Origin of the sequence: Pantoea stewartii subsp. stewartii, assembly GCF_008801695.1 — a bacterium.
GTDB lineage: Bacteria > Pseudomonadota > Gammaproteobacteria > Enterobacterales > Enterobacteriaceae > Pantoea > Pantoea stewartii.
This window is the reverse complement of the sequence record NZ_VZPF01000051.1, coordinates 1-22,889: the sequence shown is the minus strand read 5'-3', so window position 1 is coordinate 22,889 and position 22,889 is coordinate 1. Positions and strand designations below refer to the sequence as shown.

The 22,889-nt window shown below is 56.6% G+C and carries 22 protein-coding genes, 1 pseudogene and 1 riboswitch; of the genes and pseudogenes, 15 read left to right on the top strand and 8 right to left on the bottom strand.

Annotated elements, in window-relative coordinates; all coding sequences use genetic code 11:
* Nucleotide 1 precedes the first annotated feature (1 nt).
* Genes bioB through bioD form a run of 4 tightly spaced genes read left to right on the top strand, consistent with a single transcriptional unit; the run spans nt 2 to nt 3,591 of the window.
* Complete coding sequence (gene bioB, locus F7Q90_RS15655) at nt 2-1,033, top strand: biotin synthase BioB (RefSeq protein ID WP_006118502.1); 1,032 nt, start codon at nt 2-4, stop codon at nt 1,031-1,033.
* Entirely contained in the window at nt 1,033-2,184 is a 1,152-nt protein-coding gene (gene bioF / locus F7Q90_RS15650; protein ID WP_006118503.1) for an 8-amino-7-oxononanoate synthase, read from the top strand. The genes bioB and bioF overlap by 1 nt, the downstream gene beginning before the upstream one ends.
* Nucleotides 2,168-2,923 carry a malonyl-ACP O-methyltransferase BioC gene (bioC, locus tag F7Q90_RS15645; RefSeq protein WP_006118504.1) on the top strand — a complete coding sequence of 252 codons (756 nt, stop codon included), beginning with the start codon at nt 2,168-2,170 and terminating at the stop codon, nt 2,921-2,923. Before bioF ends, bioC begins: the two co-directional genes overlap by 17 nt.
* The gene (bioD, locus tag F7Q90_RS15640) at nt 2,920-3,591 is read left to right on the top strand and encodes a dethiobiotin synthase (protein WP_006118505.1); all 672 of its coding nucleotides are present in this window, start codon (nt 2,920-2,922) and stop codon (nt 3,589-3,591) included. The genes bioC and bioD overlap by 4 nt, the downstream gene beginning before the upstream one ends.
* On the opposite strand, the gene F7Q90_RS15635 is transcribed toward bioD, so the two are convergent.
* On the bottom strand, nt 3,592-4,314 hold the full coding sequence (locus F7Q90_RS15635; protein ID WP_033737785.1) for an ABC transporter ATP-binding protein: 723 nt from the start codon (nt 4,312-4,314) through the stop codon (nt 3,592-3,594).
* Nucleotides 4,315-5,195: 881 nt separating this feature from the next.
* On the opposite strand from F7Q90_RS15635, the gene uvrB reads away from it, so the two are divergent.
* Nucleotides 5,196-7,217: an excinuclease ABC subunit UvrB gene (gene uvrB, locus F7Q90_RS15630; RefSeq protein ID WP_006118507.1), complete on the top strand. Its 2,022-nt coding sequence runs from the start codon at nt 5,196-5,198 to the stop codon at nt 7,215-7,217.
* 1 nt (nt 7,218) lies between these two features.
* On the opposite strand, the gene F7Q90_RS15625 is transcribed toward uvrB, so the two are convergent.
* On the bottom strand, nt 7,219-8,124 hold the full coding sequence (locus F7Q90_RS15625) for a gluconeogenesis factor YvcK family protein (RefSeq protein WP_006118508.1): 906 nt from the start codon (nt 8,122-8,124) through the stop codon (nt 7,219-7,221).
* Nucleotides 8,125-8,325: 201 nt separating this feature from the next.
* Nucleotides 8,326-8,459: riboswitch (molybdenum cofactor riboswitch) on the top strand.
* Here F7Q90_RS15625 and moaA point away from each other — a divergent pair.
* From moaA to moaE, 5 genes are all read left to right on the top strand, one after another.
* Complete coding sequence (gene moaA, locus F7Q90_RS15620; RefSeq protein ID WP_170317966.1) at nt 8,448-9,437, top strand: GTP 3',8-cyclase MoaA; 990 nt, start codon at nt 8,448-8,450, stop codon at nt 9,435-9,437. It overlaps the preceding riboswitch by 12 nt.
* Nucleotides 9,438-9,451: 14 nt before the next feature.
* A complete protein-coding gene (gene moaB, locus F7Q90_RS15615; RefSeq protein WP_006118510.1) occupies nt 9,452-9,967 on the top strand; it encodes a molybdenum cofactor biosynthesis protein B in 516 nt (171 codons plus the stop codon).
* Between the two features lie 2 nt (nt 9,968-9,969).
* Nucleotides 9,970-10,455: a cyclic pyranopterin monophosphate synthase MoaC gene (gene moaC / locus F7Q90_RS15610; RefSeq protein ID WP_006118511.1), complete on the top strand. Its 486-nt coding sequence runs from the start codon at nt 9,970-9,972 to the stop codon at nt 10,453-10,455.
* Nucleotides 10,448-10,693, top strand: a complete 246-nt coding sequence (gene moaD, locus F7Q90_RS15605; protein WP_006118512.1) for a molybdopterin synthase sulfur carrier subunit — start codon at nt 10,448-10,450, stop codon at nt 10,691-10,693. Before moaC ends, moaD begins: the two co-directional genes overlap by 8 nt.
* Complete coding sequence (gene moaE, locus F7Q90_RS15600) at nt 10,694-11,146, top strand: molybdopterin synthase catalytic subunit MoaE (RefSeq protein ID WP_006118513.1); 453 nt, start codon at nt 10,694-10,696, stop codon at nt 11,144-11,146. It begins immediately after the preceding gene.
* On the opposite strand, the gene F7Q90_RS15595 is transcribed toward moaE, so the two are convergent.
* Nucleotides 11,143-11,928, bottom strand: a complete 786-nt coding sequence (locus tag F7Q90_RS15595; RefSeq protein WP_006118514.1) for an OBAP family protein — start codon at nt 11,926-11,928, stop codon at nt 11,143-11,145. The genes moaE and F7Q90_RS15595 overlap by 4 nt on opposite strands.
* A 106-nt stretch (nt 11,929-12,034) precedes the next feature.
* Between F7Q90_RS15595 and F7Q90_RS15590 the strand changes: the two genes are divergently transcribed.
* Nucleotides 12,035-13,126 carry a DUF1615 domain-containing protein gene (locus F7Q90_RS15590; protein WP_006118515.1) on the top strand — a complete coding sequence of 364 codons (1,092 nt, stop codon included), beginning with the start codon at nt 12,035-12,037 and terminating at the stop codon, nt 13,124-13,126.
* Between the two features lie 98 nt (nt 13,127-13,224).
* Nucleotides 13,225-13,932 (top strand): Bax inhibitor-1/YccA family protein, encoded by a 708-nt coding sequence (locus F7Q90_RS15585; RefSeq protein ID WP_006118516.1) that lies wholly within the window; start codon nt 13,225-13,227, stop codon nt 13,930-13,932.
* A 37-nt stretch (nt 13,933-13,969) separates the two neighbouring features.
* Here the strand turns inward: F7Q90_RS15585 and F7Q90_RS15580 are convergent.
* From F7Q90_RS15580 to F7Q90_RS15570, 3 genes and pseudogenes are all read right to left on the bottom strand, one after another.
* Nucleotides 13,970-14,936, bottom strand: a pseudogene (locus F7Q90_RS15580) (lysylphosphatidylglycerol synthase domain-containing protein).
* Complete coding sequence (gene clsB, locus F7Q90_RS15575; RefSeq protein WP_006118518.1) at nt 14,936-16,180, bottom strand: cardiolipin synthase ClsB; 1,245 nt, start codon at nt 16,178-16,180, stop codon at nt 14,936-14,938. Before clsB ends, F7Q90_RS15580 begins: the two are co-directional and overlap by 1 nt.
* Nucleotides 16,177-16,938 (bottom strand): endonuclease/exonuclease/phosphatase family protein, encoded by a 762-nt coding sequence (locus F7Q90_RS15570; protein WP_006118519.1) that lies wholly within the window; start codon nt 16,936-16,938, stop codon nt 16,177-16,179. The genes clsB and F7Q90_RS15570 overlap by 4 nt, the downstream gene beginning before the upstream one ends.
* A gap of 177 nt (nt 16,939-17,115) precedes the next feature.
* On the opposite strand from F7Q90_RS15570, the gene F7Q90_RS15565 reads away from it, so the two are divergent.
* The 3 genes from F7Q90_RS15565 (at nt 17,116) to dusC (ending at nt 20,074) form a co-directional block, all read left to right on the top strand.
* Nucleotides 17,116-17,508, top strand: coding sequence for a YbhQ family protein (locus F7Q90_RS15565; RefSeq protein WP_006118520.1), 393 nt, complete (start codon nt 17,116-17,118; stop codon nt 17,506-17,508).
* Between the two features lie 224 nt (nt 17,509-17,732).
* Nucleotides 17,733-19,082, top strand: a complete 1,350-nt coding sequence (gene rhlE / locus F7Q90_RS15560; RefSeq protein ID WP_006118521.1) for an ATP-dependent RNA helicase RhlE — start codon at nt 17,733-17,735, stop codon at nt 19,080-19,082.
* A gap of 2 nt (nt 19,083-19,084) precedes the next feature.
* Nucleotides 19,085-20,074, top strand: coding sequence for a tRNA dihydrouridine(16) synthase DusC (gene dusC / locus F7Q90_RS15555; RefSeq protein ID WP_006118522.1), 990 nt, complete (start codon nt 19,085-19,087; stop codon nt 20,072-20,074).
* 27 nt (nt 20,075-20,101) lie between these two features.
* On the opposite strand, the gene ppk2 is transcribed toward dusC, so the two are convergent.
* Together ppk2 and F7Q90_RS15545 are read right to left on the bottom strand one after the other, a co-directional pair.
* Nucleotides 20,102-21,019, bottom strand: coding sequence for a polyphosphate kinase 2 (gene ppk2 / locus F7Q90_RS15550; protein ID WP_006118523.1), 918 nt, complete (start codon nt 21,017-21,019; stop codon nt 20,102-20,104).
* A 14-nt stretch (nt 21,020-21,033) separates the two neighbouring features.
* Entirely contained in the window at nt 21,034-22,638 is a 1,605-nt protein-coding gene (locus tag F7Q90_RS15545) for an inorganic phosphate transporter (RefSeq protein ID WP_006118524.1), read from the bottom strand.
* Nucleotides 22,639-22,889: the final 251 nt, after the last annotated feature.

Sequence of the window (22,889 nt, the reverse complement as noted above, 5' to 3'; positions counted from 1 at the left end):
AATGTCACAACGTTGGACGCTAGCCCAGGCACAGGCCCTGTTTGAACGCCCGTTTCTTGAACTGATGTTTGAAGCACAGCAGGTACATCGCCAGCACTTCGATCCGCGTCAGGTTCAGGTCAGCACGCTGCTGTCGATTAAAACGGGTGCCTGCCCGGAAGACTGCAAATACTGTCCGCAAAGTGCCCGCTACAAGACCGGGCTAGAATCAGAGCGCCTGATGGAGGTGGATGAGGTCCTGCGTTCGGCGCAAAAAGCGAAAGCGGCCGGATCCAGCCGCTTCTGCATGGGCGCGGCGTGGAAAAACCCCAGCGATCGCGATATGCCTTATCTGGAAAAAATGGTTGAAGGCGTGAAAGCAATGGGCATGGAAACCTGCATGACGCTGGGAACGCTGAGCGACAGCCAGGCCCAGCGTTTAGGTCGCGCCGGGCTGGACTTTTATAACCACAATCTGGATACCTCGCCCGAGTTTTACGGCAACATCATTACCACGCGCAGCTATCAGGAACGACTGGATACGCTGGGCAAGGTGCGCGAGGCTGGTATCAAGGTCTGCTCGGGCGGGATTGTTGGCCTGGGCGAAACGGTTAATGATCGCGCCGGGTTGCTGGTGCAGCTGGCCAACTTACCGACGCCGCCGGAAAGCGTGCCGATCAACATGCTGGTCAAGGTGAAAGGCACCCCGCTGGCAGACAATGACGATGTCGAACCTTTCGATTTTATCCGCACGATCGCCGTCGCCCGCATCATGATGCCTGCCTCGCACGTGCGTCTGTCGGCGGGCCGCGAACAGATGAATGAACAAACCCAGGCGATGTGTTTTATGGCCGGGGCTAACTCGATTTTTTACGGCTGCAAACTGCTGACCACGCCAAACCCGGAAGAAGACAAAGATATGCTGCTGTTCCGCAAGCTCGGACTGAATCCGGAACATACCCAGACCGCCCATGGCGATAATGCGCAACAGCAGCAGCTCAGTGAGCAGCTGCTCAATGCCGACACAGAAAAATTCTATAACGCGGCGCTGTAATGGGCTGGCCGCAACGCATACAGCAGGCGCTCGCGCAGCGCCGTGCTGAAGAGGGCTGGCGCGAACGGCGCGTAGTTGACGCCAGTCAGACGCGCCTGATCCGCTATGCAGGCCGGGATTATCGTCACTTTTCCAGTAATGATTATCTTGGGTTAAGCCAGCACCCGGCGGTGATTGCCGGATGGCAACAGGGCGCGGCACTGGCCGGGGCGGGGGCAGGCGCATCCAGCCATGTCACCGGTTTCCAGGCTTTTCATGCCACCCTGGAAGCGCAACTGGCTGGGTGGCTGGGTTATCCCCGGGCATTACTGTTTATTTCCGGCTTTGCCGCCAACCAGGCGGTCATTCACCTGCTCGCCGGGAAAAACGATCGCATTCTTGCTGACAAGCTGAGCCATGCCTCGTTGCTGGATGCTGCAAGTCACAGCCCTGCGCAACTGCGTCGTTTCGCCCATAACGATCCGGACAGTCTGGCTGTGCGACTGAGTGCGCCCTGTGAAGGGCAAACACTGGTGGTCACGGAAGGGATCTTCAGCATGGATGGTGACAGCGCGCCGTTACAGACGCTGGCGGCGCAGTCGCGTGAGGCCGGGGCCTGGTTACTGGTTGACGATGCGCACGGCATTGGCGTCACAGGTGAGCAGGGGCGCGGCAGCTGTTGGCAACAGGGCATTAAGCCCGAACTGCTGGTGGTCACCTTCGGTAAAGCCTTTGGCGTCAGCGGCGCGGCATTGCTATGTGATGACGCGACGGCCGACTATTTTGTGCAGTTTTCGCGCCACCTCATCTACTCAACCGCCATGCCGCCAGCACAGGCCAGCGCGTTACTGGCCGCCCTGAAACAGGTGCAGGCAGGCGATGGGCTGCGCCAGCGCCTGAGCCGCAACATTGCCCATTTCCGCCGGGGCGCCTCCTCCTTGCCCTGGTCGCTTATGCCGTCATCCAGCGCCATCCAACCGTTACTTGTTGGCGATAACGCCCAGGCGATGGCCTTGTCGGCCCGTTTAGCCGAAGCCGGTTGCTGGGTCAGCGCGATTCGTCCGCCTACCGTACCGCCGGGCACGGCACGTTTGCGCATCACGCTGACCGCCGCACATCAGCCAGACGATATTGATGTCCTGCTGGAGGCACTTCATGACGCTGCACATTGATAAACGTGCCGTAGCCAGAGCCTTTGGGCGCGCGGCGTCGTGTTACGACAGGCATGCCGAACTGCAACGGATCAGCGGGGATGCGCTGCTGGCATGGGTGCCTGCTCAAACCGGTCCACAGGTGCTGGATGCGGGCTGTGGCACCGGCTGGTACAGCCGGCTATGGCGCGACCGGGGGAAACAGGTCATGGCGCTGGATCTGTCGCCGCAGATGTTGCATCAGGCCCGGCAAAACGCGGTGGCGCATCATTATCTGGCGGGCGACATCGACGCACTGCCGTTAGCCGATCAGAGCATTGACCTGTTATGGAGCAATCTGGTGGTGCAATGGAGCGATGATTTACCGGCCGCGCTCAGGCAGTTTACGCGGGTGCTGAAACCCGACGGCTGTATGCTGTTTTCAACGCTGAGCGCGGGATCGCTGCATGAGGTTCACGAGGCCTGGTCGCATCTTGACGCGCATGTGCACGCCAATCGCTTTCTGTCGGCGCAGGCGATCGCCGCAGCCTGTGCCGCACAACGGCTGCGCTGTCACGCGCAAACCGTCACCCTGCATTTTCCCGATGCGCTCAGCGCCATGCGCTCTCTGAAGGGCATTGGCGCAACGCATCTGCATGCCGGACGGGCCGATTATGTGCTGACGCGTCGCCGTCTGGCACAGCTTGAAGCTCACTGGCCACGGGACGAACAGGGTTTCCGCCTCAGTTATCATTTGATGTATGGAGTAAGTGAATCATGACACGCTGGTTTATCACCGGTACCGATACTGAAGTCGGTAAAACCGTTGCCAGTAGCGCCCTGCTGCAGGCGGCGAGCGCAGCAGGCTACCGCTGTGCGGGCTACAAACCGGTGGCCTCGGGCTGTACGTTAACCGCAGAAGGCATCCGTAACAGCGATGCGCTGGCGCTGCAACGTTACAGCAGTGTGCCGCTCTGCTATGAGCAGGTGAATCCGCTGGCCTTTATGGAGCCGACATCGCCGCATATCGTCAGCGCAGAGGAAGGCAGGCCAATTACCTTTTCAACGCTATCGGCAGGGCTTCGCGAGCTGGAGCCGCTGGCTGACTGGATTCTGATTGAAGGCGCGGGCGGCTGGTATACGCCGCTGTCTGAGACGCAAACCTATGCCGACTGGGTTGAGACTGAACGGCTACCGGTGATTTTGGTGGTGGGTGTAAAACTGGGCTGTATTAATCATGCCATGCTGACCGCCGAGGCGATTAGGGCGCGTGGACTGCGACTGGCTGGCTGGATTGCCAATACGGTTCAGCTGCCCGGCCAGCGCTATCAGGCATACCTTACGGCCCTGAAGGAGCGTCTGCCCGCGCCTTGTCTGGGTGTCATTCCCTGGTTAGCGGATGACAGCCAGCAGGCGGACTGTGGTCACTATCTGACGCTACCGGATTAATCACGCCATCGTCAGCCATTTATCGAGCGTACCGTCATCCAGCAGGGTGACGTTACCCTGCGCCACATTACGCCCGCGATGCAACAGCAAAAAGCTGTCAGCGACGCGCCGAATCAGGGAAACCCGCTGCTCCAGCAGCAGAATCGTCAGGCCGTAATCCCGGTTAAGACGCCGAATCAGGTTACCCATCTCTTCTTCCAGCCAGGGCGCCATGCCATCGGCGGGCTCATCCAGAATCAGCAGGCGTGGCTGTAATACCAGCGCGCGGGCAAGGGCCAGTTGCTGCTGCTGGTAAACCGGCAAATCCCCGCTGCGCTGTTGACGCAGTGAATAGAGAGCCGGCAGAAGATCAAAAATCATTTCCGGAATAGGCCGGTGATTTTCGCGCGATTCAGCGCCTGCCAGCAGGGCAATCAGTAAGTTATCTTCTACGCTCATCTGCGTGAAAATATGTCGTCCCTGTGGCACGTAACCAATGCCCTGGCGTGCACGTTGATCGGCAGGCTGCGACAGCAGGTCCTCTGGCGGCGAGCCATCCTGCTGCCAGCTAATCGTGCCGCTGTTGATGGGAAGCTTACCCATGATGCAGTTCACCAGCGTGGTTTTTCCCATGCCGGGACGTCCCAGTATGCCGGTACAGGTGCCGGGGGGCAGGTCAAGGTCCACATTCCAGAGAATATGATTTTTTCCGTAAAACTGATTCACCGACCGTAAACTTAGCATCTGACGCGCTCCTTCCAGATAATTAACCTGAATGTTTTGCTGCTCATAACGGGTAAATCGCACTACCAGAATAGCAGGGCTAAGACTGCTGCTGTGGCGCATGACATCCTGATCACAGAGCATGCAATTACCGGGCCAGAGTCGGAGTGAACGAAGTTTGCGCGCTTAACATGCGGAATTTTGACGGTTTAAATATAAGTAAAAGTGAACAATTGACGGGCGGGACGACTGCGTAGCGCGATGAGGGTGCAGGAAAAATGAGCGTCAGGTGCAGTTGCCCATAAATGGCGCAGGCAGTCTGCTGTAAAAAACAGCAACCTGAAAAGCCAGACGATCAACGTTGAATGCGCGCCATGCATCGCGCTAAAACAACGCTATTGGCGTTAAAAATTTCGCTAAAAAAAATTTTTTTTCATCAAAACGCGGCGGCAGAAAAAATTATGCACAGCCGATATTCCAAGGCCTCTCATCAGTTATCCACTATTCCTGTGGATAACCTTGTGCATTAGATAATGAAAACAGGTTAGAAGCGAGGAAATACGCGGCCTGGTCACGTAATGATGACAATCTGGGCTTTTTTACTTCCTATTAAAAATCAGTGTGTTAGTAAAAAACAAGCCTGCCGGATTGGACGCGATTCATCAAACTGCAATTTTATGACACAGGCTTGACAAATGTTAAATCAATACGTCGCTTGGGGATAACCTTGCGCAACAAAAACGGGTGTTTGCCTGGGCAAAAGTGCCAGAGTCAAGTAAAACCTGGCGACAATACTGTGCATCATCACTGGTATTATATCCAGTATTTTTTTCTGGCAAAATTGCCATAGCAGAGTAAAATAATGGGCTGCCCGCCGTCTTTCTTCTGCAGGAACCGCATTCATGAGTAAAGATTTTAAACTGAACTCCGCTTTCAAGCCTTCTGGCGATCAGCCGGAAGCGATCCGCCGTCTGGAAGCCGGACTGGAAGACGGCCTGGCGCACCAGACGCTGTTAGGCGTAACTGGATCGGGTAAAACCTTTACCGTTGCTAACGTTATTGCCGACCTGAATCGTCCTACCATGGTGCTGGCTCCTAATAAGACGCTGGCGGCGCAACTGTATGGCGAGATGAAGGAGTTCTTTCCCGAAAACGCCGTAGAGTTTTTTGTCTCGTACTATGACTACTACCAGCCCGAAGCTTACGTGCCCAGTTCGGATACCTTTATTGAAAAGGATGCGTCGGTTAACGAACATATCGAGCAAATGCGCCTCTCCGCGACGAAAGCGTTGCTGGAACGGCGCGACGTGATTGTTGTGGCCTCCGTGTCTGCCATCTACGGCCTGGGCGATCCCGATCTGTATCTGAAAATGATGCTGCACTTAACGCGCGGCATGATTATCGATCAGCGCAGCATCCTGCGTCGCCTGTCGGAGTTACAGTACACGCGTAACGATCAGGCGTTTCAGCGCGGGACGTTCCGGGTCCGGGGCGAAGTCATTGATATCTTCCCGGCCGAATCTGACGATATGGCCCTGCGGGTTGAATTATTCGATGAAGAGGTGGAGCGGCTGTCCCTGTTTGACCCGCTTACCGGTCAGGTCGAATCGGTAGTGCCGCGCTTTACCATTTACCCTAAAACGCACTACGTCACGCCGCGTGAGCGTATCCTGCAGGCCATGGAAGACATCAAGGTTGAACTGGCCGAACGGCGCAAGATCCTGCTGGAAAACAACAAACTGCTGGAAGAGCAGCGTATTACCCAACGGACGCAGTTTGACCTCGAAATGATGGGGGAGCTGGGATACTGCTCTGGTATCGAAAACTACTCCCGCTATCTGTCTGGCCGCGGACCGGGGGAAGCGCCGCCGACCTTATTTGACTATCTGCCGGCGGATGGCCTGCTGGTCGTCGATGAGTCGCACGTAACCATTCCGCAGATTGGCGGCATGTACCGCGGGGACAGGGCGCGTAAAGAGACGTTAGTCGAATATGGCTTCCGCCTGCCTTCGGCGCTGGACAACCGCCCCATGAAGTTTGAAGAGTTCGAGGCGCTGGCCCCTCAGACCATTTATGTCTCCGCCACGCCAGGCAAATACGAGCTGGAAAAATCGGGCGATGAGGTGATCGATCAGGTGGTGCGTCCGACGGGGCTGCTGGATCCGATCCTTGAGGTGCGGCCCGTGGCGACTCAGGTGGACGATTTGCTGTCAGAGATCCGCCAGCGCGTTAACGTCAATGAACGCGTACTGGTTACGGTGCTCACCAAACGTATGGCCGAAGACCTGACGGAGTACCTGGAAGAACACGGTGAAAAGGTGCGCTATCTGCACTCTGACATCGATACCGTCGAGCGCATGGAAATTATTCGCGACCTGCGCCTGGGCAAATTTGATGTGCTGGTGGGCATCAACCTGCTGCGTGAAGGGCTGGATATGCCAGAAGTCTCGCTGGTGGCCATTCTGGATGCCGATAAAGAGGGCTTCTTGCGTTCCGAGCGCTCCCTGATCCAGACCATCGGGCGCGCTGCACGTAACATCAATGGTAAAGCGATCCTCTACGGCGATAAGATCACGCCTTCCATGGCGCGCGCCATTGAAGAAACCGAGCGCCGTCGTGAGAAGCAGCAGCGCTACAACGAAGAGAATGGCATCGTACCGCAGGGCCTGAATAAGAAAATCACCGATATTCTGGAACTGGGCAATAACGTGGTGAAAACGCTGGGTAAAGCCAAACCCGGCAAGCGCAACGCCGCCGAGACAGAGACGGTTTACCTGGCGTTGTCACCGCAGGCGTTGCAGAAAAAGATTCACGAACTGGAAGGGCAGATGCAGCAGCATGCGCAAAACCTGGAGTTCGAACAGGCTGCTGGCCTGCGCGATCAGCTCCAGGAACTGCGCACCTTGTTTATCGCGGTGTCCTGAGTCAGTTAAACCGCTGGATGGCGTGCTCCAGCGCGCCGCGCAGCAGCTGGCGGTCGTGACGATATTTAATATCTGCGGCCTCCAGCGGCTCCTGGATGATCAGGCGGTTGTCGATCAGACTGACGTCCGTGGCCGGTCCGACAACCACGGCGTCGATGACCCGTTTACCAATCGCCTCTTCCATTATTCTCAGCTTATCCGCCACGGTCAGCGCCGCCGCCGCCGGACTGAGTTCACGGCCCAGGTTGCCGATAAACACCATGTTCGCGGGCGTGCGGCGCAGCGCCTGCGCCATCTCTTTCATTAACAGAATGGGCATCAGGCTGGTGTAGAAGCTGCCTGGCCCAATCAGAATCAAATCGGCTTCTGCAACGGCATCGAGCGCTTCGCGCGTCGGTTGCACCACAGGATGCAGCATTAACGCCTGTGGTGGTGCGCGCATCTCATCAATGGCGGTTTCACCATAAACGGCATTGCCTTCGTCATCCGTTGCCATCAAATCCACCGGATGTTCAGACATCGGGATTAAAAACGCGTCAACTTTTAGCAGATTTCGGATGATATTGACCACTTCCAGCGGACGCACGCTCAGATGATCCAGCGCTTTCAGTATTAAATTGCCCAGATTGTGCCCGGCCAGTTCGCCATTGCCGGTAAAGCGGTATTCGAACATCGCGGACGCGACGCTGGGCTCGGTAATCAACTGGTTAATGCAGTTGCGCAGATCGCCCCAGGCGATACCGCCTTCAGCCCGACGGATGCGGCCGGTGGAGCCACCGTTATCAGTGGTGGTAACGATGCCGGTCAGGCGCGAACCCAGTGGTGACAAGGCCGACATCACGCGACCTAATCCATGTCCGCCGCCCAGTGCCACGACGCGATCCAGGTCCGCCAGTGTTCGATTCATATTTCTCCTTTTTCGCGTCTGCAGAGGCGTGAAACGCGCAGGGTGCAGACGAGGATGATGTGTGTCAGTTTATGACCGGTAGTTTACCGTATCCCGGGCGCGAAATACGGTGAAAGTTAACGTTACTGCGCACACAGAGTAAAAGCCGTGGATGGCGCATTTACCCTAATCGCGCTACCATCTGTATACCGCGTTAATCAGCCGGTTAACGTACACTCAAGCCTGAATGCCTACGTCTGCGGATAGGGGATTCAGGCCGTAGCCTCCGCGCTGCCAGGGTGCAGGAAGAAATGACTGCATCTCCCGAACTGGAAAGGTGTTCTCTGGTGTCACAATTTACTGATGCATTTGCGCGTAAGTTTTATTACTTGCGCCTCTCGGTCACGGATGTCTGTAATTTCCGTTGTACCTATTGCCTGCCGGAGGGTTATCAGCCAAACGGTATCCGCAATAAAAGCTTTCTCTCACTGGATGAAATTCGCCGTGTCACGCGCGCCTTTGCGGCGGCGGGCACTGAAAAAGTGCGTCTGACCGGCGGTGAGCCCTCTTTACGTCGTGATTTCACCGACATTATCGCCGCGGTTAACGAAAATGCTGCGATTCGCCAGATTGCGGTCACCACCAATGGCTACCGACTGGCGCGCGATATTAAGCAGTGGCGCGACGCGGGACTGACCGCGCTGAACGTCAGCGTGGACAGCCTCGATGCACGTCAGTTTCATGCGATTACCGGTCAGGACAAGTTCCACCAGGTGATGGCCGGGATTGACGCGGCTTTTGAGGCGGGTTTTAGCCAGGTCAAAGTCAACAGCGTGCTGATGCGCGATGTCAACAGCCACCATCTGGCGACCTTTCTTGACTGGATCCGTACGCGTCCCATCCAGCTGCGTTTTATCGAACTGATGGAAACCGGCGAGGGCGGTGCGCTGTTTCGCCAGCAGCATGTCTCGGGCGAAGTTATCCGCGATCAGCTGATTGCTCAGGGCTGGCAGCGTCGTATCAGCGGCCGCAGTGATGGCCCGGCCCAGGTGTTTTATCATCCGGATTACGTCGGTGAAATCGGGCTGATCATGCCGTATTCCAAAGATTTCTGCGCCAGCTGCAACCGTCTGCGGGTTTCCGCACAGGGAAATTTGCATCTCTGCCTGTTTGGCGATGGCGGGATTCCTTTACGCGATCTGCTGGCCTCTGACGACCAGCAAGATGAACTTCAGGCACGCATTGCCAGCAGCCTGGGCCAGAAGAAGCAGACGCATTTCCTGTTACAGGGAAATACCGGTATTACACAAAATCTTTCTTATATTGGCGGTTAACTGCAGGAGCAGACATGGGCAAATCAGCCAGCACGTTTCAACCGTTACAGCTCGCTATGCTGACGGTCTCTGACAGCCGTGATGCCAGCAGCGATACCTCCGGCGATTATCTGCGTGAAGCGGCAGCCGAGGCGGGCCACAGCGTGATCGATCACGCCATTGTTCCCGACAATGTTTACCGTATTCGCGCGATTGTGTCGCGCTGGATCGCCAGTGAAGATGTCCAGGTGGTCATTATTAATGGCGGCACCGGCTTCAATGCGAAAAACAGCACGCCTGAGGCGCTGCTGCCGTTGTTCGATCGGGAGATTGACGGCTTTGGCGAGCTGTTCCGCATGGTGTCTTACGAAGACATTGGCGGCTCGACATTGCAGTCCCGTGCGGTGGCCGGTCTCGCTAACCAGACGTTGATCTTTGCGGTCCCGGGCTCAACGTCAGCCTGTACCACCGCGTGGGAACGCATCATCGCTGACCAACTGGATGCGCGTACGCGTCCCTGCAATTTTGTCACTCATTTAAAGAAGCTTTAAGCATGTCACAACTTACCCACATCAACGCCGCGGGCGAAGCCCACATAGTGGATGTTTCCACCAAAGACGATACGGTACGCGAAGCGCAGGCCGACGTGCTGGTACTGATGAAGCCAGAAACGTTACAGATGATCATGGAAGGCCGTCACCACAAGGGTGATGTGTTCGCCACAGCGCGCATTGCCGGTATTCAGGCGGCAAAACGCACCTGGGAACTGATCCCACTCTGTCATCCGCTTATGCTGAGCAAAGTGGAGATCAACCTGGTCGCGGAACCCGAATTGAACCGGGTTCGCATCACCTCGCTGTGTCGGCTGACGGGGAAAACCGGGGTAGAAATGGAAGCCCTGACGGCGGCTTCCGTGGCGGCGCTGACCATCTATGACATGTGCAAAGCCGTCCAGAAAGATATCGTGATTGATCGGCTGCGCCTGCTGCATAAAAGCGGCGGCAAAAGCGGCGATTTTCAGGCGGCAGCCCATGATTAAGGTGCTGTTTTTTGCGCAGGTGCGGGAGCTGGTGGGCACGGACTCGCTGACGCTGGCCGCCGACTATCCCGACGTCGCGGCGCTGCGGACAGCGTTGTCTCAGCAGGGCGAACGCTGGGCGCTGGCGCTCGACAGCGAACGATTACTGGCGGCGGTTAACCAGACGCTACGCCCCATGACGCACCCTTTACAGGACGGCGATGAAGTCGCCTTTTTCCCACCCGTTACCGGAGGATAAATGGACACGCAAATTCGGGTCGGTCCCGCGCCCTTTGCGATGGCGCAGGAATACCAGTGGCTGGCAGGGTGCAACGCAGACGGCGCTGTTGTCACGTTCACGGGCAAAGTGCGCAATCACAACCTGGGCGATGATGTTGCGGCCCTGACGCTGGAACATTATCCCGGTATGACCGAGAAGGCGCTGCAGGAAATTACTGACGAGGCGCGCCAGCGCTGGCCGCTTCAGCGCGTCTCTGTCATCCACCGCATTGGTGAACTGTTTCCCGGCGATGAGATTGTCTTTGTCGGCGTCACCAGTGCGCACCGCAGCAGCGCCTTTGCCGCTGCGGAATTCATCATGGATTACCTGAAAAACCGCGCCCCGTTCTGGAAACGGGAAACCACCGGGCAGGGCGATCGCTGGGTCGATGCACGCAGCAGCGATCACGTGGCTGCGCAGCGCTGGGATTAAGGCGTACCTCGCTGTTCGGCGGGAGCAAACTGCGTGTTGCCGTGCGCGTGTTCACCGCCGCCTTGTCCTCGCCGAAGCTGAATCACGTCACCGTCCTGCCAGGCATTGGCGCCGGGCACTACGGGATGTGCGACGATATCCGCCCGTTCAGCACGAATTTTTTGACTGTCGATGTCAAAACGGCGGTCGCGATCGGCCAGCAAGCGCGCATCCATTTGCCCGTCGGCGGTAAAGCCCATCATCAGCGCCGGAATGCCAATGGGCAGTTGCTTGTCGCGGTCGGTGTGCCAGGTATGCCAGGTTTTCCCGTACGTGTTGACGATGCGCGTCATCAGCGCTTTTTCTGCGACGGCCGGCAGGCCGGGCGCGACCAGTGAACCGGATTTCACCTCGTACTGATGACTGTGCCACAGTTTTTTCTCTTCGGCGGGCAGGGTGCGGTACAGGCGCTCACTGATAATATATTCCACGCCCATCAGGCGCGCATCGCGCGTATTACCGTCATAAATCACCGCCTGCATCACATCATCATTCAGGACCGTCACATAGTGATGGGCTTCCATCTGGCCGTTCTTGTCGCCGTTATAGAAATGAAAACCATCCAGATAGGCATTGATCGCATCAATGGGCGGGCGGGACTGCAGCACGGCCGCGCCGCTGTCCAGCGCTTTTAGCGTCGGTGAAGTGGGGGCACCCGGCGAACTGACCTGAGCCGGTGTGTTATTGCCGCCGCAGCCGGCCAGCAGCAGGCTCAGTGCGATAAGTGTCCAGCGTTTTGACATAAAACATCCCTTTTTCGTGAAAAGAGATAACCTTAGTGCAGATAATCGTATCTGCCCTGCGAAGCGGCGCAGTGTTAAGCTACTCTTCTTGCCTCAGAGGACAGGTATGTCATTCATTTCATTCCCCAAACGCCTGACGTTGCTCGCTATCCTGATACTGGCGGGTTGTAGCAGCAAAAAAACACCAGAAGCGCCCGCCAGGCAACCTGAGGATGTCAAAGCGCATATTCAGCGCCTGCTGCCCGCCGGTGTCAGCGATAAATCAGGCTGGGCTGACGATATCTATATTTCGTTCCGTACCCAGGGCCTGACCGCCAGCGACAGTAATTTGTGCGCAGTTATTGCGGTGGCGGGCCAGGAGTCAGGATTTGACGCCAACGGCACCGTACCCGGTATGGCAAAAATCGCCTGGGAGGAGATCGACCGCCGGGCGGCGAAGGTGCATGTTCCGGCATTTTTAGTGCGCACCGCGCTGTTAATCAAGTCCAGTAATGGCGAAAGCTACGCTGCGCGGCTGGATAAGGCGAAAAGTGAAAAAGATCTGAGCGCCATTTTCGATGACTTTATTGAGATGGTACCCATGGGGCAGAAGCTGTTTGGCAACCTCAACCCTGTTCATACCGGCGGACCGATGCAGGTGAGTATTGCGTTTGCAGAAGCCCATGCCAAAGGCTATCCATGGCCGGTTGACGGTTCCATTCGCCGTGAAGTTTTCACGCGTCATGGCGGTGTCTATTTCGGCACAATGCACCTGCTGGGCTATCCGGCTGACTACAGCAAGCCGCTTTACCGGTTCGCGGACTACAATGCGGGCTGGTACGCCAGCCGCAATGCGGCGTTCCAGGCGGCGGTAGCCCGCGCGACAGGGATGAAGCTGGCGCTGGATGGCGATCTGATTCAGTATGGTTCGGACACGCTAGGATCGACGGAGCTGGCGGTGCGGACGCTGGCGAAACGCATTGATATGAGCAACCGCGAAATCCGCCACGATCTGGAGCGGGGCGAAAAGGCGGACTTCAGCGACAGCGATCTGTGGAAGCAGGTTTTTACGCTGGCAGACAAGATGGCCGGAAAGCCTTTGCCACGGGAAATGTTGCCGGGCATCAGACTTGAAAGTCCTAAAATTACCCGCAATTTAACCACGGCATGGTTTGCTCAACGCGTCGACAGTCGTTATCAGCAGTGCCTGTCACGTTGATAAGTACGGCGTTGTGGCACAGTTGAACAGAGCTGTGCCACACTTACTCAGACAGCCCGTTTTGGGGCACAACATATTTGTTTAACAAGAGGTGCATCATGGACCGATATCCACAGAATGATTCAATAGTTCAGCCTGCATCTCGTGGGTTGCAGGCTTATATGGCACAGGTTTATGGCTGGATGACCTGTGGTTTGTTACTCACTGCCTTCGTCTCCTGGTTTGCCGCGCGCACACCGGCGGTGATGGAGCTGGTGTTTGCAAATCGCATCACCTTCTTCGGCCTGATCATTGTGCAACTGGCGCTGGTGTTCTTCCTCTCAGGTATGGTGCATCGCCTGAGCGGGGCCGTGGCGACGGGGTTATTTATGCTCTATTCGGCCCTGACCGTGCTGACCATGGCCAGTATCTTTCTGGTGTACACCTATTCGTCCATTGCCAGCACGTTCTTCGTCACGGCCGGGATGTTTGGTGCCATGACGTTCTACGGCTACACCACAAAACGTGATTTAAGCCGCCTGGGCAGTCTGCTGTTTATGGCGCTGATTGGTATTCTGCTGGCCTCGCTGGTGAACTTCTGGCTGAAAAGCCCGGCATTGATGTGGGCCATTACCTACATCGGTGTGGTGGTGTTTGTCGGTCTGACCGCGTATGACACGCAGAAACTGAAAAATATCGGTGAGCAGATTGATGCGCGTGACACGGAAAACCTGCGCCGCTACTCAATCATGGGCGCGCTGACGCTCTATCTTGATTTCATCAACCTGTTCCTGATGCTGCTGCGTATTTTGGGTAACCGCCGTTAAAAAACAGGCTGCTCTGGTGAACCAGAGCAGCCGTTTACTACGATTTTTGTAGCTTCTGCTCGTTCTTATGGCGCATATGTTTCGCGCGGCTCTCCAGCCCCAGATACAGCACCAGTGCCAGGAGCAACGGCAAAATTAAAGTACAGCACGCGGTAAGCCAGCAGCGCGGCGATGATGGTCCCGTGTGAAAGGTTCTCGCCGCTCAGCAACGCCACGAATACCGCTTCTAGCACCCCAATCCCCGCCGGAATATGAATAATTACGCCTGCGATACTACTGATTAACAGTACGCCCAGCACCATGGGATAACCGGCATCCCGGCCCAGCAGCAGCCAGATAATCGTGCCCATAACCAGCCAGTTGGCGCAGGAGACGGCAAACTGAAACAGCGCCATGCGCAGGGAAGGCAACTGCAGGGTTTGCCCTTTCACTTTCCAGCGACGACGTTTAGAAAACGCGCAGGCCCAGAGATAAAACACAACGAGCACCAGCAGCGCGGCACCAATAAGCCGTAGTGTGGTTTCGCCGATAAACCAGCCGCCGGGAATCGGAACCAGGCCTGCACTGAAGATCACGCCCGCCAGCAGGATGTAGCCCAGCCAGTTAGTGGCGATGCTGAGGGAGAAAATGCGCGTAATCGTCGCACTGTCCAGGCCGAGCCGCGAATAGAGCCGGTAGCGCATAGCGACACCGCCAACCCAGGTACTGAGCGTCAGATTAAAGGCGTAGCAGATAAATGACACCAGCATCACCTGACGTTTGGCCAGCTTATGACCACAGTAGGCCCGACCAATCAGGTCGTAGCAGCCGTAAACCAGATAACTGACGACAACCAGTGCCGCCGCGGTCAGCACCACAAAGCGGTTGTTGTTAACAATGACCTTATAGACGTCATCCCAGTTCACTTTGCGTGCATAGATCACCAGCAACACAATGACGGCGACGAAGAAGAGCCCAGTCAGGATTTTTTTTGCCAGTTTCCAGCGTGGGTGCGTGTTTGCCATCAGGAATTGGCTCCTTCATTGTTGGCTTCGACGCGATCTTGCGTCTCCATTTCGGGCTGAACCGGCGGATCCACCTGAGCCAGCTTTGGCGTATGCGCCGGTAACCAGCCGGCGATAGCCGGGAAGTGACGCAGAAAGTGGAACACGACAACGCCTTTCGTCAGCTGCCACCAGGTGCGTGGTGGTAACTTATCCTCTTCGACGCGCTGACAGTCTTCAGCCAGTAAATGCTCAAGATTATCGCGTAATGTCTGGTTAAAGTTGCGATCGTGAATGATCAGGTTGGCTTCAAGATTGAGGGACAAACTCAAGGGATCGAGGTTGCTTGAGCCAACGGTAGCCCACTGCTGATCTTTCACCGCCACTTTGCCATGCAGCGGTCGGCGGCAATATTCATAGACTTCCACGCCCGCATCCACCAGATAGTTATAAAGCAGCTCAGCGCCCACTTTCACAATCGGCATATCCGGCTCACCCTGCACAATCAGTCGCACACGTACGCCGCGCTGTGCCGCATTGCGCATCTCCTTAAGCAAACGGTAGCCAGGGAAAAAGTAGGCATTGGCGATAATGACGTCCTGTTTGGCGGTGCGCAGCATGTCCAGATAATGCTGCTCAATATCATCCCGGTGCTGATCGTTGTCGCGATAGACAAACAGGACCTGCGCGTCGCCGGGCAGGGTGTTTTTGGCCGGACGATGTGAACGCTGTCCCCACCAGCGGCGAGTGGTAGCCTGACTGCCAATCGCCTCTTGCAGGTAGCGGGTAATGTCGGCGACCACCGGACCTTTGACCTCCACGGTATAATCCTGTTTGGCTTCCGGGCCAAAATCCGTGTAGTGCTCGGCGGAAAAGTTGATGCCGCCGACAAAGGCGATAACGCCGTCCACGACCACAGTTTTACGGTGCAGACGGCGAAAGACGTTAGTTCGCATGCCCATGATCAGCGGACGCGGATCGTAATAGATAAAGCGCACGCCCGCCTGCGTCAGACTGTTGACATAACTCTGGGACAGCTCGGAGGAGCCGTAGCCATCGACCATCATTTCGACCTTGACGCCGCGCTGCGCCGCCGCCAGCAGCACCTTGTGCAGGGCGTTGCCCACATCGTCTTCGAACAGGATAAAGATTTCCAGCAGTATGCTGTGTTCGGCACGTGAAATTGCGCCAAACACCCGGGGGAAAAATGCGTCCCCGTTTTCCAGCAGGCGCAGTTTGTTGCCGTCTTGCCACTCAAAATTCATAGATGGATCTCCACCGCCAGCGGCGCGTGATCGGAAAGGTGTGACCAGGGTTTACGCGGCAATGCCCAGGGTTGACTGATCGTCGCATTGCGCACGTAAATACGATCCAGTCGCAGAAGGGGAAAGCGTGCCGGAAACGTCCGCGCAGGTCGTCCGCTTTTCAGGCTAAAGACCTCTTTTAGTCCCGCCCCTTTTTGCAGTATGTTGTTGGCTCGCCCCTGCCAGTCGTTAAAGTCACCGGCGACGACAACAGGTGCGTCAGCGGGTAACGCCATCACCATGTCGTTTAACATCGCCAACTGGGCACGACGGTGCGCCTCTTTCAGCCCCAGGTGCACACAAATGACATGCAGCGTGCCCCGGCCATCGGGCAGGGTAAGCTGGCAATGCAACATGCCGCGATTTTCGCTCCCGGCAATTGAAACATCGCGATTGTCGTACTCAGCAATGGGAAAACGCGACAGCACGGCGTTGCCATGATGTCCTTCCGGGTAAACCGCATTGCGCCCATAGGCAAAATCGTTCCACATCGTGTCGGCCAGAAACTCGTAGTGGGAGGTATCAGGCCAGTTTTCATGTTGCAGAGGGTGAATGTCATGGGTTCCCATCACCTCCTGCAAAAAAACGATATCTGCTGACGTTGCGCGCACCGCTTCACGCAATTCGGGCAAGATGAAGCGTCGGTTAAACGGGGCAAAACCTTTATGGGTATTAATCGTCAGGACTTTAAATGAAAATCCTTGCTTGATTTGTGGCATACTCGCGACGCGCTCCTTTTCATCTTCATCAACAACAAAGTGTAGTCTTTGTCACAAATGGAGGGTGAAGAAGAGGAATAATTAGGGCGTTATCTGAAATTTGCTTTACATTGAGAAACCGGCCCTGGCCGGTTACGGTTGCATTTGTGCAACGTGCCAGGTCTGCAGGAGAGAGAAATGAAATTGTCGAATCGCTTTCAAATCATTACCGGTCAAACCTGGGCCCACATCGCGATGCACCTGCTGGTGATTGCCGCACTGGTCTGGGGCTGGAAACATAAAGCACTGGTCGAAGTGTGCAGTACCCTGGTGGTGGCCTATGCAGCGGTGTTTATCGCCATGCTGATCACGCAGCGTAGTGCCCGTTTACGTACCCTGGTTGATTACCTGGAAGAAGCGACCACCACGTACTATTTCGGTGCCGCGATGATGACGCTGTTCCTGGTGTCGCGCATTTTCCACAATAACTTACTGTTAGCCAGCCTTGGCGTGGTGATGTTGTTGGGGCCCGCGCTGGTGTCGTTGCTGGCGAAAGAGCCGGCAGGACGCATTGAGAAAAAACGCAGCTGAATCAGGCTGTCGCGCTAAAAAAGCCACCGCAAGGTGGCTTTTGTCGTTGGGAGATATGTAATCAATTGTGAGCTATCTCGCACAGGGGCAGTAAAGCTGTTACACTCCGCCGCTTATGCATCGTAGTTTGCACCCTTTTCACGCGTCAGCCTCAGCTGGCGTCACTATCCCTCTGAAAACTACACCGCCAAACGCGGTCAGAGTGGACCGGAGTAATACTCGTCATGTCTTTTGACTCTCTCGGCCTGAGTGCCGATATTCTGCGTGCGGTAGCTGAGCAGGGCTACAGCGAACCGACGCCTGTTCAGCGCCAGGCGATTCCTGTTGTGCTGTCCGGCCGCGATCTGCTGGCAAGCGCCCAGACCGGCACCGGCAAAACCGCCGGGTTTACCTTACCTTTATTACAGAAACTGTCCGCGAATACCGGAACAGTGCGCGGCCGTCGTCCGGTGCGCGCGCTGATTCTGACACCGACCCGTGAACTGGCCGCTCAGGTCGGTGAAAACGTCAGCGACTACAGCAAATATCTTCCGCTGCGTTCGCTGGTGGTGTTTGGCGGCGTCAGCATCAACCCGCAGATGATGAAGCTGCGCGGCGGCGTCGATATTCTGGTGGCCACGCCGGGCCGTCTACTGGATCTGGCTCATCAAAACGCCGTTGACCTGTCTCAGGTTGAAGTGCTGGTACTGGATGAAGCGGATCGCATGCTTGATATGGGCTTTATCCACGATATCCGCCGCGTACTGGCCAAACTGCCAGCTAAACGTCAGAACCTGCTGTTCTCGGCGACGTTCTCAGATGAGATCAAAACCCTGGCAGAAAAACTGCTGCACAACCCGGAGCAGGTTGAAGTCGCGCGCCGCAATACCGCGTCTGAGCAGGTTTCTCAGCAGGTGCATTTTGTTGACAAAAAGCGCAAGCGGGAACTGCTGTCTCAACTGATTGGCGAAGGTAACTGGCAGCAGGTGCTGGTCTTTACCCGCACCAAGCACGGTGCCAATCACCTTGCCGAACAGCTGGGCAAAGATGGCATTACGGCCGCCGCCATCCACGGTAACAAGAGTCAGGGCGCACGTACCCGAGCACTGGCCGACTTCAAATCCGGCGCGATTCGTGTGCTGGTTGCGACGGATATCGCGGCCCGCGGTCTGGATATTGAAGAACTGCCGCACGTCGTGAACTATGAATTGCCAAACGTGCCTGAAGACTACGTACACCGCATTGGGCGTACCGGTCGTGCCGCCGCAACGGGTGCAGCGCTGTCGCTGGTTTGCGTCGACGAACACAAACTGTTGCGTGATATTGAGCGCTTGCTGAAGCGTGAAATTCCACGACTGGCTGTGCCGGGCTATGAGCCGGATCCCAGCATCAAAGCGGAACCGATTGTGAACGGCCGCCAGTCACCGTCTTCACGCGGCCGTGGTCGGGGGCAGGGCGGACAAGGTGCCGGCGCGGCGCGTCCTCAAGGGGACAAGCGTGCGCAGCCGCGTCGTCAGGGACCCGCAGCGGGCCAGTCTGACAAGCCTGCGTCTCGTCCACGTCGGCCCGCGCCTAAACGCAGCGGAAACGTCTGATTATGCGGGTTTTACTGGCACCCATGGAGGGCGTACTGGATTCTCTGGTGCGCCAGCTGTTGACGGACGTCAACGACTACGATTTGTGCATCACGGAATTTTTGCGCGTCGTCGACCAACTGCTGCCGGTAAAATCCTTCTATCGCCTTTGTCCCGAACTGCATCATGCCAGCCGGACGCCGTCGGGTACGCTGGTTCGTCTGCAACTGCTGGGGCAACATCCCGAGTGGCTGGCGGAAAACGCGGCCCGCGCGGTTGAGCTGGGCTCGTGGGGCGTGGATCTGAACTGCGGTTGCCCGTCGAAGCTGGTCAACGGCAGCGGCGGCGGGGCGACGCTGTTAAAAGATCCCGACTTAATCTACCGCGCGGCCAAAGCCATGCGGGCAGCTGTACCTGACTCCTTGCCCGTTACGGTTAAGGTGCGCCTGGGCTGGGATTCCAGCGCCCGCAGCATGGAAATTGCGGATGCGGTAGCGCAGGCAGGTGCCAGCGAACTGGTCGTCCACGGCCGTACCAAAGAAGACGGCTACCGTGCTGAGGCTATTAACTGGCAGGCGATTGGCGAGATTCGTCGGCGACTGTCTATTCCGGTTATCGCGAATGGCGAAATCTGGGACTGGCAAAGCGCCCAGGATTGTCTGCGAATCACAGGCTGTGATGCGGTGATGATTGGGCGTGGTGCGCTTAACGTGCCTAACCTGAGCCGGGTCGTCAAATACAATGATGCGCCCATGGCCTGGCCGGAGGTGGTGGTGCTCCTGCAACAATATACCCGGCTTGAAAAACAGGGTGATACGGGCATGTACCATGTCGCACGTATCAAACAGTGGCTGGGCTATTTGCGTAAAGCCTACGTCGAAGCGGGTGAGCTGTTCGCTGAGATTCGCGCCTTAAAAACCTCAGCCGATATTGCTACGGCGATTGACCGCTATGCGGCATTACAGCGGCAGACCTGTCAGTTCTCTTCAGCCTCACCGGAAGTTAGAGCGTGACAGCGCGGCGCTTAGCCGCGCACGCGATCAATACTTTTCTGGCACGATCATATTTTCCGGCACCTCGTTGCGGTGGTAGTCCTGTGAGCGTTCACGCGGCGGCAGAATGATTTCGTCGTGTGGGGCGGCTTCATAAGGCACCTGCTGCAAAAGGTGGCTGATGCAGTTAAGGCGCGCCCGTTTCTTGTCTACGCCCTGAACAACCCACCAGGGGGCTTCCTGAATATGGGTGCGGCTCAGCATCTCTTCTTTTGCTTCCGTGTAATCTTCCCAACGGCGGCGGCTTTCCAGATCCATTGGGCTGAGCTTCCACTGCTTGAGGGGATCGTGGATACGGCTCATGAAGCGCAGCTCCTGCTCCTCGTCCGTGATCGAAAAACAGTACTTAATGATTTGAATCCCGCTGCGGGTCAGCATTTTTTCAAACTCGGGCACGCTGCGATAAAACTCCGCCACGTCGGCATCACTGCAAAATCCCATGACGCGCTCCACGCCTGCCCGGTTGTACCAGCTGCGGTCGAACAGCACCATCTCGCCCGCGGCGGGCAAATGCGCGATATAACGCTGAAAGTACCACTGGTTTTTTTCACGATCGTTGGGCGCGGGCAGCGCAGCCACCCGGCAGGTGCGCGGATTAAGGCGTTGCGTAATGCGCTTAATCACGCCTCCTTTACCGGCCGCATCGCGGCCCTCAAACAGAATGACCAGCCGATGGCCGGTGCGCATTACCCAGTCCTGTAGCTTCACCAGCTCGCCCTGCAACTGCAGCAGCTCGCGAAAATAACGACGGCGCCAGGCTTTTTCATCGCTGCCCGTGGGCGCGGCCTCGCTAAAGCGCAGATCGTCGAGCTCCAGCTCCAGCTCTTCGTCGTAGCTGTCATAGAACTCCTGCATTAAACGCTGATTAAAAGCGTCGCGATTGAAACTGTTGTCGTGTGTTGCCATGACAATTCACCTGGTCAGATATGAATGAACAGCCCGTAGAGCAGGGCAGAAAGTAAAATCGAGACCGGCAGCGTCAATATCCAGGCGACGGCAAGATTGCGCAGGGTGGACATCTGCAGGCCAGAGCGGTTCGCCGCCATGGTGCCCGCCACGCCGGATGAGAGCACATGCGTCGTGGAGACCGGCAGACCAAAGGCATCGGCCGCGCCGATGGTCGCCATTGCCACCAGTTCGGCGCTGGCCCCTTGCGCATAGGTCAGATGGGTTTTGCCGATGCGCTCACCCACGGTGACCACAATACGTCGCCAGCCCACCATGGTGCCCAGCCCCAACGCGATTGCCACCACCACCTTCACCCACATCGGAATAAAGCGTGTGGCGCTGTCCAGCTCTGTTTTCACCGCCTTCAGGTTACGTGCCGTCTCATCGGGGAGCGAGACATGGGCGGTTTGCAGGTGCTTGATCGATTCTGCGGCCAGGTACATTTGATTGCGGGTATTGGTCACGGACTGGGCCGGAATATTGTCCATCGAGCCGTAGCGGCGAATCTGGTCGCTGATATCCCGTAACGTCATGCCAAGCGCGGGCAAGACGTTCGGATTGACCGTGTCAGTGCTGACAAAGGCCGTCAACACATTGCGTGAATCCGGGGCGGGCGTGGCGGCCGGTTGAATATGCAGTAACTGGCGCGCCGTCACGTCACTCAGTGCGGCAACGCGCGGGATTTGCTCGGGCGGAAGTGAACGGTTCAGTGCATAGGCGATGGGCATGGTGCCGACCAGGATCAGCATGATGAGTCCCATCCCTTTCTGCCCGTCATTCGACCCGTGAGCAAAGGAGACGCCGGTGCAGGTCAGAATCAGCAGGCCACGAATCCAGACCGGCGGCGGCTCGTTGCTGTGCGGGGCTTCGTACAACTGGCGGTTACGAATCAACAGCTTCATGGCCCACAGCAGCAGGGCGGCGCAGACGAAGCCCACGACGGGCGAGAGCAGTAAGGCATAGCCGACCTTCAGCGCCTGATCCCAGTCAACGCCACTCAGGCCACTGCGACCATGCAACATCGCATTCGCCACACCTACGCCAATAATCGAGCCAATTAAAGTATGTGACGACGACGAGGGCAGGCCAAAGTACCAGGTGCCCAGATTCCAGATAATCGCCGAGAACAGCAGGGCGTAAATCATGGCAAAGCCGTTGCCGCTGCTGGCCTGCAGGATGAGTTCGACGGGCAGAAGCGAAATAATGCCAAACGCGACCACGCCGCTGGAAAGCATCACGCCAAGAAAGTTGCACAGCCCTGACCAGACGACGGCCGCACCGGGCGTCAGCGAATGCGTGTAGATCACCGTAGCGACCGCGTTGGCGGTATCGTGAAACCCGTTAACGAATTCAAAGCCCAGCGCAATCAGCAGCGCCAGGCCGAGCAGAAAGAAAGGCACATAACTGGTGACGGGCGTGTTAGTTTTTTCCACATCGTGAAACAGATTAAATCCGGCAAAGGCCAGACCGGCTATTAACAGGACATAAAAAGCCGTTTTGGTTGCGCGGCTGCCTTTGCCGTTGAAATCGGGACGTCCCTGCGTCGTGCCTGAAGAGGATAAACTGTTTTCGCTCATGCCGTACCTCTTAGCGGATGCAGATGCGGAGTTACATCTGGTTAACGCTGTGTGATACCCGCTTTTTATGACAAAAAAATGGGTCTTCCGCAACTTGGGTGGATGAAAACTAATGAAACTTTCTAGTTAACAAGGATCTAAGCTGTTTTAAGTTATGGATAATGTTATGCCCTCACTTAAGACACTTTTACAACTACCTTGTGGATGGCAATCCAGCCGACAAGTTATTAGTTCTGATGGGATAACCATCC